We start from the raw sequence: 14,561 nt of genomic DNA on the forward strand, positions 1-14,561 counted from the left end.
TTAATCAATATGATTGGTGTATACTACATCTAATTAATTTAATTAAACAAATATTATGGAGGTAATCATCAAACGTTTCATAGCTGGCCTACTTTCTGCTGGCTTATTATTAGTTAGTCAGACAGCTTTAGCGGCTGTTCAAACTGTCGCTACTGGCACCGTTACTAGCGATCAAGGTGGCGCCTTAGCTGGCATACCAGTGGAATGCCATACCGGCAACGGATCATTTACTACTACAGCCATAACTGATGGTTCTGGTGCCTACGTGTGCAGTTCAGATACAGCCACTTTAAATGTGGGAGATAGTGTCACGGTTGAGGTACATAACCCACCAGAAGGTTACAACTCACCGATGGCGCAAGCCTTTACCTGGGATGGCTCCACGGCCGGTACCTACAATTTTGTTCTAATTACAGCTGGTTACACTGTTAATGTGACGGTACACGATACGGCTGGTAACCCGATTGTCGCCGATGTGATTGTTCAACCCATCAAACTAATCCCTGGCCAGGATGCCACACAAGCCTCGGGTGCAACCGATGAAACTACTGGCACCGATTCTATTGGTGTATCTTTTCCTGATGGTATTGTTCTAGCCGAAGCTAATTTAAGTGAACAGAATCCTGATCGCTACCCCTGGGTTGGTATTGGCGGAGCACAAGAGGTACATTTTTCTGACACCGTGACGTCAGTTGATTTAGACTTTACGGTCGTAAAATCTGTTACTAAAGTGAGTGTAAAAATGGTTGATGCCTCAGGTAATATTCTCACCCAAAATAACTTTTCTGGTGATGTCTATTTTGAAGGCTATAATGATACTTATGGTTCAGTTAGTACTCGCCGCAAAGTTAACAGTGCTACCGGCATAGCTGAAGTCTATCTATTACCAGGCGTGTGGCGTGTTTCTGCCATGCATCAGCAGTTGCAAGATCAAAGTTACGATCCAGCTGAAACCACTTTTGTAGTAACTGATACTGCTGGCACAACCGATTGGGGTACCATCCAAGCGGTTAATAGTACCGGCATGCTATCCGGCACAGCCACCTTGGAAGAAGCCGCTGCTCCGGCCAGTACAGATTTCTCTGGTGTGACGGTTGAAGCTCTAAATCTGGATACAAACAGTCGCTATTCTGGCAATATGCAACCCGATGGTTCTTTTAGCTTACAACACATGGCCTTAGGCACTTATACAGTGACACTAACTGGTAATGACGTCATTCCAACTCAAACTGGTTCGGCTCAAATTACTAGCCAACAAACCACTGTCAGTAATATTAGTATCGCAGCACAACGTGCCAATCAAACCATCAGTGGTGTTTTAACCGATTCGACTGGTGCGGCGGTGAAAAATTTTGAAGGTACTGTGGTTGTGGAAACTCCGACCGGTGAATCTAGTGCCGCTGTTAATTCATATGGCACTTATTCAGTACCACTTTATACCGCTGGGCTGACTGGTGATGATGCTAGTTTACGTTTAGTCACTCAAGCCGGGGCTGATGGCTATGCTCAAACAGAACAATTTACGATTTCTCAAAATAATTCTGTACTGGATTTAACTTTACAAACAGACGAAGGTACCATTACCGGTAATGTGCAAGATCAAACGGGCAGTGCCGTTGGTGTGGCCGATTTAGGTGATGCCGCCTCCGTTATGGCCATCAATACCACGACCGGCTCTGTTGAAACTGCACTGGTCGCTGATGATGGTAGCTATAGTCTAGCGGTTGGTCCAGGTACCTGGAACCTTGTCCCACAAATTAATGATGCGTCCGCTAATGTCTACGCCAGTAGTATGAGTGGGGCGGCTGTGAAAGTTACAGCTGGAGACACTAGTGAAAAAAATATAAAAGTATTAGAAGAAACGGCTACTATTACCGGCACCATCACCGATGCAGATGGGCAGGCCATACCAGAAGCGCCTGTTACCATCACTAATTTGCCAGCTTTACAAGCGCAAGACAGCAATGTAAAACCAAGCCAAATTATTTCTATCACAACCACGGCTAATGCCGCTGGTGAGGTTGATGTGGATGTTCCGGCCGGCACTTACACACTAAGCTTTGGTACTACCCCTGATGTCACCGGAGAAACCGCCCCGGCCAGTGAAGCCGTGGTTGTAACTAATAGTCAAGATGCTAATTTTTCGGCTGCTTTCCAAGATAATAGTAACACTGAACTGCAAGGTGACATCAACGGTGATTTTGATTATGCCACTGTGACCGCTTATTCTTCAGATGGCGGTTCAGAGACAACTGATGTCAGTAAAGACGGAAATTATAGCTTGTCCCTGGCTCCGGGTGATTGGGATATTGTCGCCTCTGGTGTAAAAAATGATGAGCTGTTTGTGCAACAAAGTTCAACTACCGTAACAGATGGCACTAATGATAAAAACTTTACTCCTCAAGCCACAGGGATTGATTTCCCAGCAGCCATCAGTGTTAGTGGTGATGCCGATGAAGTAATTACAGTTAGTAACAGTGCTGGCGCTAGTGTTAATCTACCGGCTTATGCCGCCGCTTTCTCTGGCACGGTGACAGTAACACTAACACCGGCCGTATCATTCACTAATACCAGTGATATGAGCCAGCTCGCTCTAGCTTATGATGTTCGTGTCGTTGACGATGAGGGTATACCGGTTACTACCTTAAACAAAGACGTCACAGTGACCTTACCGCTTGAAGAACAACTCAAGAGTGGTGTCTCTGATAATGAAATTACCGCATCATATTATAATGCCGACTTAGGTACAAACTTATTTGATGGCATCGCCTCAGATGTGAAAAATGACACCGTGGTAATTCAAACTGAGCATTTATCTCGTTTTGCCGCTACCACCACTGGTAATGTAACCTTCTTGCCAACGGCCGTTAAAACTCACAGTTTACAAGCTAGCCATATCTCTTCGACATCAGCTTTATTAGCTTGGAAGAAACCAACTGGTTCAACGGTTACTCGCTATAAACTACAAGTCAGAAAAAAAGGTGTGACCAACAAAACCAAATGGAAAAAATACTCCGTTACTAAAACTAAAAAGGTTGTTACGAACCTAGTAGCTAAAACTAACTACCAATTCCATGTGCAAGCTTGCAATGCGTCCGGTTGTGGTTCGTTCTCAGATTGGAAAAAGTTTAAAACCAACTAAACCAGCAGATCGTTGAGCAACGGTTGAAACCCGTAAATCACCTTAGCAAAATGGCTAAATTGTTCGGCTTTGAATTTTTTATCCGGCCAGACATAGACAAATACACCGGCCGCAGCCGCCGATTGCGCACCAGTTAAAGAATCCTCCATCGCCACAGCTTGACCTGGTTTTAAATGCAGCTGTTTCAAAGTATTTAAATATGGTTCGGGATGCGGTTTGGGATATTGAATATCCTCTAAGGCTGTGATGTGTGAAAAATATTCTTGTAAACGATGGTGCCGCAGAATTTGTTCAATCACGGCGCGCGGTGAACTAGACACAATCGCTAAAGGATATTGCTCTGACAGTTGGGCAATGGCTGCTTCAGCACCTTCTTTTAGCGGTACTCCCACTTCAATTACATACTGTTTGATCAATTCAACAATGTCTGCTTGGGCTTGAATTGGATCGATTGGTTTTTTTGTGACAGCGGCGGCGACATGAAAACAATCCTCCCAAGTAATACCGGGCAGTAATTGACTGTTCACAGCATCTTGCTGCTCAAAACTAATCCCCTTTTGCCACATCCATTTATCAAACACTTCTTTATATGGCCCCTCACTATCAACAATGACACCATCAAAATCAAATAGAATCGTTTTAATTTTCATACCGTAAAGGTTAAATCATCCAGGGCTTGGTCACCAAAATGATCAATCGTTAAATCCGCCTGATCATAATTGCTAGTACCTAATCTATCTGTACCGCGAATACCAATCACTTTTAAGCCGGCGGTCTTAGCGGCCATAATACCGGCATCGGTATTTTCAAAGGCTAATAAATGTTGCGCGGGTTGATCGAATAATTGACTGCCATAATTATAACCATCTGGTGCCGGTTTTGGATTAACCACATGTTCAGCGTGCACTAAATGCTGAAAATACTGCTGCAACTCTAAACCAGTTAACACATGCTCAAGGTAGGCTTGTTCTGAATTAGTTACGATTCCCATGGGAATATTTTTTTCTTTTATCAATTCCAGAAAGCTAATCACACCATCAATCAGTTCAACATTGTTAGCTGGTGTGGCTAAAGTAATGTCAACTTTACGTTGGTAAATGTCTTCAAATTTATTATCACCCATCTTAAATTGCTCAGCTATGGCCGCGAACATATTCCTAAAGCTGCCGGCAAATTTAGTGGTAACCCCCAATGAATCTAAATCGTAACCGTATTCAGACAACGCCTGTTTAAAGGCCGCATAATGAAAATCTTCACTATCGATAATAGTGCCATCTAAATCAAAGAGGATACCTTTGAACGGTTGTTGTAAACTGCTCGGTAAATATAAACTCATAGGTTCACAAGTATACCAATCTTAAAGGATTTGTCTACTTAGATACTATCGTTTGTTGTAACCACTCTAGTGCCTGCGGCTGACGCGACCGGACTGGTTCACTGCCACCTATGGCCGCTTGGTCAACTTCTGCTACAAAAGTTATTTTTCTGGTCTCACCACGCACCTGAGCTTCTCGATTAAGCCGAACCAAATCGATATCATAATCATTTAAGGCACGCAAAGTTTGTTCAGTGGTAGGAGATTTTCCGTCTGGCAAGCGACGCAGATGAGCCCGCCGCGCTGAAAAGGCCATCCGTTTACCCTCCCCCTTTTCCCCGTCTAATGATTCCGCCGGATCAGCACACCGTATTTCTCGCAAATGGCTCAACAAGATATGTTTAACAAAGACACTGTCTGGTGGTAATGATAAATTTATTCGTTCTGGTAATTGCCGCAGACTCATCTGTTCATCTAACAAGACACGAAATTGATAATTGCCAACTTGTAGTGTAATAATTGTATCACGTTTATTTTTAGAATCCATTTGATATAGAATTTGCGTAAACCCCAAATCAAGTACCGCTGCATCTGTGACTTCAACTAAATCACCTCTTGGGCTTAGCAATGAACGAGTGTAAAAACGAATCTCATTACACAACTTCTCATTACGTTCGATTAATTTTGTGCGCATTTCTGGTGTCTGACTTTCGGCTGGAGCCAGATAGCTCAAAGTAGTCCAATATGACCGTGCCTCAAGTGGTGGTTGTTCCGGTGGAACTGGTTCGGCATATTTTTTCTTTATGAATGAAGCCGTATTACTATCTCCTACCAATACTCCACTTCCGGTTGGAAAATTATAACTAACACTTGGCTGACCGCTGTCAATTTCCATAGCGGTAGCCAACTGTTCATTGGCCCACATGCGCAATTGACTGGGATTATTGTATATTAAATTGAGAGGAAATTTATTTGTACTATCGCTATTAGTTGTTACCTGTAATGTTCCAAATTCTCCTTCAGCTTGTGCGTAATATTTTGCTATAGCATTAAAACGCTCTGGATATTTTTCACTTATAAACCTAATATATTGTATGGCTTCTGGCTTAGAAATTAGTTTGATGGCTCTGTCATTTCTTCTTTGTACCGCTTCAGGATGCCGATTAGCTCCACTAATGTTAACAGCACTATCAACATCCATAGCTTTCTTAACCACATCGTCATCTAGATCATAGTTAGCTAAAGTAAGTTCTATGAGCTTGGGTGAATCTGCTGGAATAACAGATGTTTCTCCACAAAGAATTAAAAAAACTTTATCAGCCATTTTTTGATTACTACTGGGCAGCCCAACACTAGCCAACTGAAATAATAAATTAACGAGAGTTTTTCTATCTTTACACCGCTCAACTAAGCCAGTTAATACGCGATCCGCCATTTGGCCATAAACCTGGCTGTCACTACTTATTGTTAACCATTGTTCAATAACGGCTGGTTCAGGTGGAAATGGTTCAATTTTTACTTTATTTAATTGTTCTAGTAATCGAGTTTGAAGCTCACTGGCTCCGCGATAGGTTGACCCCTCTTGTACAGCTTGCAACATGGCAATAGCATCGAGCAACTCCACTAATTTGTACGGTTGTGAAATTAGTTCTTGTGCTAAATTTCGCACTAACTCCCTCCGTTGCTCTGAATTTGTATCTTTATCTTGATATCTTACCACGACATCGGCCGCTTCAACCAATTGTGGAGTCGAAAAAATTGATTCATCCGCTGACCGTGGAGCTCCTTCCAAGGTGGGTTTTAGAAATAACGATCTTTCACGAGAGCTCATAATTAATTACTTGGCTTTTTTATACCATCCAACCAATAATGGTAAAACAAAAGTCACAGCATAATAAATATAGACATCTAATTTATAATACCCATCAGCTGGTTGAAATAATTTAACCAGTAATAGATAATCACATACTATGGCAATTATTGTCCAACTCACTGCTAGCCAAACATAATGCATCCAATCTTGGCTCTTAATTTTTTTAAATAATATTAATAAAGTTATGGCTATACCAATTGGCATTATCACCCAGCCCAATATTTCTGGTGGTACCATAAAAAATAGTACTATACCAAGTGCATAGCCAATTAACCAAAGTATAAACCCCCAGCCCAAGGTATCTTTTAATAATTGTTTGTTCATAAGTAATAATGATTAGTTAGTTAGAATAATTTTTTATCTTCTTCGGTAAGGGGTATATTTTGAACATTAGTGATTTTAAACGGTTTACCATCAATTACAGTGTAATGTGCGGTTTCATTCAAGCCTAATTGATCTTCAGAAATTAACTCCATCTTGAATACTTTTAAGTCAGTTTGAGGTGGCAAAAACGTGGTTTGAAATTCATACAATATTTGTACCCCAGCACTGGGACGATGATTATTTAGCACTGTGGACATTTGTAAAAAACGTAAAGCTATTTTGGCTGACGTTCCACTAGTATCTGTGCTACTCACTTCTACTGTCATACCATCACTGTTTGGTTTTATGGCTCGTAATGATTCTACCATACTGCCTGTCATGGCTTCGGCCGACACAATAATTACTCGACTCAATCCTAATTCAGCGGCTAAACTAATTTTATGTTCAACATCACCTATATCTGCTATATACGCTATTGGATCTGTAACATTTCTATCATTATGACAATCTAGCAAAAATGGTTCACCATATTGACCCATAGCCTGAATGACTGTTTCTTTTTGTTGTCTAGTTCCTTCATCAGCAATCCCAGTTCGATTCATATCACTCATGGGTAACCCACGCACATGTAATTCGTAGGCCGGTGTATTCACTTGCCAATTACTATACCCAAGTTTTTCGTCTAGTGACATTACTGGAGCTCGTTGTGAAGCTAAGGCTTTCTCCATGTCCTTTGGCAGTGTGGTTTCATCACCATGGACTCCACCGAGCACACACGGATTTTTTGCTTTGGCGACTAATCTACCATCTGGTAAATATACCCATTTGCCGGAAGTAATTTTTTCTGACTCCACTAAATTGGCCTGTTTATCTCTAGCTGATAAACGCCGATTGAGATAGCCATCAACCATTTTCCATAAGGGCTCTAATTCCTGAATTGAAAAACTATCTATGTCCACATTAAATGTATCATTTTCAAAATGATAGGCTTCTTTGATATTTCTTAATCCGGTAATAAAATCATTGTCACTAAACTTTGTATAATCATATTTCTCTGCATACGGAATAACCTTTTCCAGAATAAATTGCCTTTTGAATTTATCGTAGGATTCTTGTTTGACTTTTTCAACATCAATTTCTTCAGTTTCTGCAGTTTGTGCACCTGGAACTTGAATACCTTTTGGCTCGTTTTTACTTAGCATATTTATAACAATTACATCAATCCAAAATTAAATCGTATCATTTTTAGGTCGTAATCGTATCATAAATGACACGATCAAACAACTCTTTTTTTCTTTCTATAATTTTGGTATGGCTAATTCAAGGATTTTCCGAGATTTGGTTTTATCATTTTTTCCATTAGCAGTGAAAGAAGCATAAAAATTATAGCGGAAATAGAGAAATTAAAAAACACTACGCTTTAATATTGGTGGATTTTTTTAATATTTCTATCTCTTTTTTTAACTCAGCCATTTTTAGTTCCCTGTCAACCATGAACTGGTTCAGTGTTTCTAGCTTTTGAATATAACTTTTTTGTTCGGTAATATCTTGAGACAAGAAAAGAACAAACTCAACCTTTCCATCAGCACCGACAATCGGAGAAATAACTGATCGGCACCATAAACCTCTGGAGGTACCGGGTGCATGCTTCATATCAAAAGACGTAGTTTTGTGTAAAACTAAGGCATCATGCATGAATTTTTTCACGTCATTATGATACTTACTATCAATACTTTCCCAATAATTCCAGGATTGAATGTCTTGTTCTGTTTTACCTTCTAAAAAATGCTCTTCGCGAGCTCCTTTATTCACGGATAATAGTTCCCCTTTATTATTAAACCATTTAATACACAATGGAGCTGAATCTAATAATAGTCGAAACATGTTGGCTTGCTTGATTGCTTCTATTTCCGCTTCTTTATAAACGGTAAAATCAACTGATGAAAATAGTACATATTTTTTTTCGCTATTGCTCACCACCAGTTGCGATATCGTAGAATAACACCACTTATGTTTTGATTTTTCAGGCACATGTCCAAAATCTATATGACTTATTTTCCCATTCAATGCATCATTAAATGCTTGAAGTATTCTTGGTTGATCTCTCTCAATTACTGTATTTATATGATCATATTTTCTAAATTCGTCTTCCGAGTGAATAAAATGTTCTCTAATTCCCCAGGCATTAATATAAACCAGTTCATGCTTCGCATTAAAAACTTTAATGCACGCTGGAATTGATAACATTATATTCTCAAGAAAGTCTGGACAGTCTTTAAAGAAGTGATCATTAATGTAAAATGATTTATTCATGCCGTTATTATAGCACTTTTAGCGGAGAGGGAGGGACTGACTACGCCCCAAGCAGACTTGGTGCTTCGTCAGTTAAAATTCTCTTTTTTAAAATTGCTTTGCCAGAACCTACTTTAAGATATTTTTCTAATTCTCGTGCTTTCTGTTCTGTATAAACACCTATAAACGCATCAATATATAAAGGAAGATATGGCCTGGTAGCTAGTGATTCTCCAGCCTGATGTTCCTTTAATCTTCGATTGAGATTATTGGTTGAACCAACATAAACCCAATTCTTTTTTACTTGACTTTTAAGAAAATAGACATACCACATATTAAATATTATTACATGCTGTACTGGCCTGCCAGACTGCACTAAGGTTACGTCTGGCCTGCCAGACGAAGTCCCGAAGCTGCTGAGGAACGTAGTCTGGCGGAGAGGGAGGGATTCGAACCCTCGATACCCTTGCAGGTATAGCGCTTTTCGAGAGCGCCGCGTTCAACCGCTCTGCCACCTCTCCAGTGCCACGGCCTGGTTATACTAGTCAAATTGGGGGGTATTGTCTAGGCGCCGATGAGTGTTTTGCAACTGTTTATCAAAGGTATATAAAGGCAAACCAAGTTCACCCGCTAGAAATACTAATGACCAATCAGTTAATGACATTTTTGGTTGATAATTTTGTTCTTTAATAAAGGTCATTAGTGAGTTTAAAAAAACACTTTCAACACTAATAATTTCTGTATTATCGTGCTGAATGATGTTTAATAATTCTTGAATTAACTGCGGTTGTTTTTTATATAAAAAAATCGTAATAACTTCTTGCACAACATAATCTGTTAATATGCGCACCTTGTCTTCAGTTCTGTCTAGTAACTTTCCTGCTTTGTAATAAAGCACATCATTTTTATCAAAATAGGCAACCCAAACGCTGGCATCAACCAATACTGAATTAACGTTTGACCCCATAGACAATTTCATCAATGCGTTGGCTTAAATGTTTCTCACCACTACGAAAACTATATTTTTTTCTTAATTCACTGAGAGTTAAAAATTTTTTTGGCTCTTTCAATGGCTCCATATCTTCATATTCCTTCCACCACTCTTCATCATCTTTCTGTTGCACTGGAACTGGAGTAAATATACCCAGAGCCCGACCATGATTCATGACTACATACCGACGAACCGTTGGTCGTTTACTAATAGTAGAAAAACTTCGTACAAAATCTCGGGTGGCGATCCTAACATTATCTCTCATTTCAGGTACTGTTTGTTCCATATTGCTTATGATATATTATTGTCATTTTTTTGTCAAATAATTGTCTGATTTATAATAATCCTATACTGTCTCTTTCACAATTATGACTTCAAACACTCATGAATTTTATTAACTAAATCAGTCATTTTCCAATTGGACTTTATTAAGTACTCATATGAGTTATGTTTCTTGGCTTCGTCAACTTTGGTTGAATCAGTTAGATTGGTCAATATTATAACCCGAGCGGTTTTTCCCCAGGCATCCTTACGCAGTTTCATCAACATAGTCATACCATCCATGATCGGCATAATCAGATCGAGTAAAATCAAATCTGGCCTTTTGGATATTGCCAAATCTAACCCGTCTTTACCATTGGCGGCTTCAAGTACGGAAAAATTCTCCTTAATTAGTTTAGCTTTCAGAACAGACTGCAATGATTTCTCGTCGTCAACAATTAGTATTGTATGTGTTTTTATTATCATATTTTAATTATTAATATAAAATATTTTTATGCTAATGCTTTGTTACCGGTTTTTTTTAACATTCCAGCCAAAGGTATAGTAAAATAGAAAGTTGTCCCCTTATTTTCCTTTGATTCAAACCAAATCTTACCATGACAAGTCTGCTCAACAATGGCTTTGGCAATATATAGTCCAAGACCAGTACCGGATGTATCCTTGGTTTGAACATTATCAGCGCGAAACATTTTGGTAAAGATTTTAGATTGATCTTTTTGTGGTATGCCATAACCATTATCAGTCACACTGAATAATATATCTCTGGCTCTTTTTTTCATAATTAAATTTATACGTCCTTTTTCAGCTGTATATTTTACTGCATTAGTTAAAATATTTTGTAGTACAATCCGGAAAAGTTTTGTGTCTAAACTAATTTTACCTAGCGCTGCATCATATTGTTTAGTAACTTTCATTTTCTTTTGCTTGATAGCTGGTTTGAGTTCATCAAAGATAGTTTCTGTAATTTCTTTCAGGTCGGCCATTTCTGGCTCTACCGCGAACACCCCTAATTCAATACGTGATACATTCAACAAGGCATTTACTAATTCAACCATTCTATGGTTACCTTTATATATCTCATCAACAAACTCCTTCTGCTGCGGCTTTAATTTTCCGGCATCACCCGTTAACAACATTTCGGCATACCAATTAACGGCCGACAGTGGGGTGCGCAATTGGTGCGAGGCCAATGATACAAACTCCGTTTTCATGCGATCAACATTAGTCTCTAAAGTAACATCACGAAATACCTCAATCACTCCAACAATTTTTCCATTTAAAATAAATGGAGTTACTATAATATTAACAGGAAATTTTGTACCATCTTTGCGCTTATAATAGTAAACTGTACCAATGGGTGTTTTTGTTTTTGTACCATTTGTCAGCGCTAACATCATTGGTCTTTCCTGGAGCGACACCATTTCATCATTTTCATACACCAACTTAAACATTGTAGTAACCGGCCTTCCCATTAACTCTTGTTTACTGTACCCAAGCATGTTTAAAGCCGAATCATTTATCATAGTGATGATACCATCTTGATTCGTCGAAACAATACCATCGGCGATATTGGCAAATAAAGCCTCATCTTTGGCTTTATCAGCTGCTAATTCTTTTAATGTTTGATTAATTTGTTTCTCGGCGATTTTGCGTTCAGAAATATCTCGCTCAATACCTAAATAAAATTTAATGTCTGTATTATCATCTAAAATCGGAGCAATCGATATCTCAGCTTGATATAATTCACCATTTTTACGTTTATTAGTAAGCTCACCAATAAAAACCTTTTTTTTATTTTTTATTGTATCCCAAAATTTTTCATAGAATTTCTGCGGCATTGGGCTATGCCATAACGTGCCGGCCTTTTTATTAATTACTTCTTTAGGTGTATAACCAGTAACTCTCTCGACGGCTTTGTTGACATATAATACCGTACCCTCAGGATCTGTGATTATTATATAATCAGAGGCATTATCAACGGCTAATTTAAATTTTTGAAGTTCTTCCGCCAATTTAGTTGATTTTTCTTTCTCTCGCTCAACATCATCTAAAATATTTAAAATGGCCATTTGTTGTTCCTCTAATTTTTTATTATTAATTTTCAATTCTTTCGTTTTAACATTTATTTCTATATTTAAATCACTATAATAGTTCTCTATTTTGGCAGACATTGTATTTATGGTATTAGCCAAACTTTCCCATTCATCGCCCGTGTTAATATTAACGCGACTGGAAAAATTCCCTGTACTAATTTCATTGATATTGTCAGTAAACATTTTAATCGGGCGTAATAAAAAAACTCTAACTATACGATAACTAATCAGAAAAAAAATCAAAAAACCTAATGCAATAACTATACTCACACCTGCGGTTGTTAGACCCACAGATTGAACTACATCTTCCATGCCTATTTCTGTCACTAAATAATATGGTATATCCTTTAATTTTTCTATATAAACTACTTCCTCTTCACCGTCTATTTCGTCCATTATTTTAATTGACTGTGGTGCTTGATAATTTGTAATAATATCTTTTACTGCACCATATTGCAGCGTTTCAATTTTGTGTCCGTTAAATTTGTTGTCCTGAATAACTTTGGTTCTTTCGAGAGCAGTTAATGGACCTAAACTAGATAATATTCTTTCCGGTCGACTACTAGCCATGACAACACTGTCACCATCAACCAGCATAAGTGTATTACCTTTTACTAATTCACCTTCATACAATTTATTATTTATATAATCATCGCTTACTTTAATAACCACCACTCCAATTGCATCATTGTTGGCTTGCTGTATAGGATAAGAAAAATAATATCCAAATTGATTAGTTGTTACTCCTATGGCAGAAGTTACCAGTGGATTGCCTCTGATAGCTGATTGAAAATAATCACGAAACCCATAATTATTTCCGATAAATGTTTTATCAGTAGAGACAAGCGTTAGTCCAGATTTATCCAGCACATAGATAGATAAAATGTTTTTATCTGTTATTGCATATTTATTGAGTAGGCCGTCAACTACCATGCGATGTTCATCACTTGGTTCGGTTAGATATTGTTCGAGCACAGTGTTTGTGCCAAGCATTTTGGAAAATAACCTATAATAATCAAACTCGGCATTTGTTTCACCGGCTTGTTCTCTGGCAATACGCAACACATACTCAACTCGATCTTTAGTTAAAAAGTTTTGTAGATAAAAATATGAGCCAGTGACTGAGACGGCACCAAACACAAACCCAATTACTATAATGGTTTTGACTAATTTTTGTTTTATTGTCCTATTTTTCATAGATACCTGCTATAGTTCCAAGTCAGTGTATCAATTTTTTTACTTTTAGTCACTGTTACATTGTTCTATAAAAAACAAAACAACCCCGCCGTAGCGAGGTTGTGTTGATGATGAATTTAAATCTATCTACGGACGACGATTTTCCATCGGACGAGCCTCATTCACTTTCAGGCGTCGGCCATCCAGTTCTTTACCATCCCACATGGAGATAGCTGCTTGAGCTTCTTCATCAGAGCCCATTTCGACGAAGCCGAAGCCGCGGGAGCGACTGGTCATCTTGTCCATAATCACTGTCGCAGAAACAACGGTTCCTGCTTGTTCGAAAGCCTGTTTCAGGCCATCGTTGGTGGTGCGATATGCGAGTCCACCAATATATAACTTGGTTGCCATAACACTAACTTAACTTTACTATTTAGCTTTTAAAGTCTACTTGAATAATTTGATTCAGTCAACACTTCTTTTACTTACTTCAAGGCACTGTTCTCGGCATCGGCCTACTTTCCCGTTAAGTATCATCGGCGCTGAAGGGCTTAACTGCTGAGTTCGGGATGGGATCAGGTGGGACCCCTTCGCTCAGGACACCGAGAACACTACCTTGAAATTAATTTATTTGATCAAGCGATTGAAATTTAGTGTACAAAAAACACACTGACAATATGTCGAGATGAAATGACTTATTAGTACTGCTCGGCTCAATTCCTTACGGAACTTACACCTACAGCCTATCAACCTCATGGTCTATAAGGAGTCTATGAATACTAATCTTGTAGACAGCTTCGTGCTTAGATGCTTTCAGCACTTATCTTAACCGACCATAGCTACTCGGCAATGCCCTTGGCAGGACAACCGATACACTAGAGGGTCGTACTTCTCGGTCCTCTCGTACTAGAGAAGTGACTACGCAATATTCTACGCCCACAGCAGACAGGAGACCGAACTGTCTCACGACGTTCTGAACCCAGCGCGCGTGCCGCTTTAATTGGCGAACAGCCAAACCCTTGGGAGCTTCTTCACCCCCAGGATGCGACGAGCCGACATCGAGGTGCCGAACC

Annotated in this window: 13 protein-coding genes, 1 tRNA gene and 2 rRNA genes; 1 reads left to right on the plus strand and 15 read right to left on the minus strand. The window is 39.0% G+C overall.

Annotation, left to right across the window (positions count from 1 at the left end):
* The first annotated feature begins 55 nt into the window (after positions 1-55).
* On the plus strand, positions 56-3,142 hold the full coding sequence (locus WCV88_06005; protein MFA6475711.1) for a fibronectin type III domain-containing protein: 3,087 nt from the start codon (positions 56-58) through the stop codon (positions 3,140-3,142).
* Here WCV88_06005 and WCV88_06010 read toward each other — a convergent pair.
* The 15 genes from WCV88_06010 to WCV88_06080 form a co-directional block, all read right to left on the minus strand.
* Positions 3,139-3,792 carry an HAD family phosphatase gene (locus tag WCV88_06010; protein MFA6475712.1) on the minus strand — a complete coding sequence of 218 codons (654 nt, stop codon included), beginning with the start codon at positions 3,790-3,792 and terminating at the stop codon, positions 3,139-3,141. The genes WCV88_06005 and WCV88_06010 overlap by 4 nt on opposite strands.
* Positions 3,789-4,478, minus strand: a complete 690-nt coding sequence (locus tag WCV88_06015) for an HAD family phosphatase (protein MFA6475713.1) — start codon at positions 4,476-4,478, stop codon at positions 3,789-3,791. Before WCV88_06015 ends, WCV88_06010 begins: the two co-directional genes overlap by 4 nt.
* Before the next feature lie 34 nt (positions 4,479-4,512).
* Positions 4,513-6,288, minus strand: a complete 1,776-nt coding sequence (locus WCV88_06020; protein MFA6475714.1) for a hypothetical protein — start codon at positions 6,286-6,288, stop codon at positions 4,513-4,515.
* Positions 6,289-6,294: 6 nt separating this feature from the next.
* Positions 6,295-6,654: a hypothetical protein gene (locus WCV88_06025; protein MFA6475715.1), complete on the minus strand. Its 360-nt coding sequence runs from the start codon at positions 6,652-6,654 to the stop codon at positions 6,295-6,297.
* A gap of 20 nt (positions 6,655-6,674) precedes the next feature.
* Positions 6,675-7,856 (minus strand): hypothetical protein, encoded by a 1,182-nt coding sequence (locus tag WCV88_06030; GenBank protein ID MFA6475716.1) that lies wholly within the window; start codon positions 7,854-7,856, stop codon positions 6,675-6,677.
* Between the two features lie 211 nt (positions 7,857-8,067).
* On the minus strand, positions 8,068-8,967 hold the full coding sequence (locus WCV88_06035; GenBank protein ID MFA6475717.1) for a PAS domain-containing protein: 900 nt from the start codon (positions 8,965-8,967) through the stop codon (positions 8,068-8,070).
* A 40-nt stretch (positions 8,968-9,007) separates the two neighbouring features.
* Positions 9,008-9,280, minus strand: coding sequence for a GIY-YIG nuclease family protein (locus tag WCV88_06040; protein MFA6475718.1), 273 nt, complete (start codon positions 9,278-9,280; stop codon positions 9,008-9,010).
* A 97-nt stretch (positions 9,281-9,377) separates the two neighbouring features.
* A tRNA-Ser gene (locus tag WCV88_06045) sits at positions 9,378-9,467 on the minus strand.
* 20 nt (positions 9,468-9,487) lie between these two features.
* Entirely contained in the window at positions 9,488-9,913 is a 426-nt protein-coding gene (locus tag WCV88_06050) for a PIN domain-containing protein (GenBank protein ID MFA6475719.1), read from the minus strand.
* Entirely contained in the window at positions 9,897-10,223 is a 327-nt protein-coding gene (locus WCV88_06055; protein ID MFA6475720.1) for a hypothetical protein, read from the minus strand. Before WCV88_06055 ends, WCV88_06050 begins: the two co-directional genes overlap by 17 nt.
* A gap of 80 nt (positions 10,224-10,303) precedes the next feature.
* Positions 10,304-10,684 (minus strand): response regulator, encoded by a 381-nt coding sequence (locus WCV88_06060; GenBank protein ID MFA6475721.1) that lies wholly within the window; start codon positions 10,682-10,684, stop codon positions 10,304-10,306.
* Positions 10,685-10,710: 26 nt separating this feature from the next.
* Complete coding sequence (locus WCV88_06065; protein ID MFA6475722.1) at positions 10,711-13,509, minus strand: PAS domain S-box protein; 2,799 nt, start codon at positions 13,507-13,509, stop codon at positions 10,711-10,713.
* A 126-nt stretch (positions 13,510-13,635) separates the two neighbouring features.
* Positions 13,636-13,899: an RNA-binding protein gene (locus tag WCV88_06070; protein MFA6475723.1), complete on the minus strand. Its 264-nt coding sequence runs from the start codon at positions 13,897-13,899 to the stop codon at positions 13,636-13,638.
* 91 nt (positions 13,900-13,990) lie between these two features.
* Positions 13,991-14,095 (minus strand): 5S ribosomal RNA (gene rrf / locus WCV88_06075).
* A 70-nt stretch (positions 14,096-14,165) separates the two neighbouring features.
* A 23S ribosomal RNA gene (locus WCV88_06080) occupies positions 14,166-14,561 on the minus strand; the annotation flags it as partial.

The organism is Patescibacteria group bacterium (genome assembly GCA_041665365.1).
In the GTDB taxonomy this organism is placed as follows: Bacteria; Patescibacteriota; Patescibacteriia; order UBA9570; family UBA9570; genus UBA9570.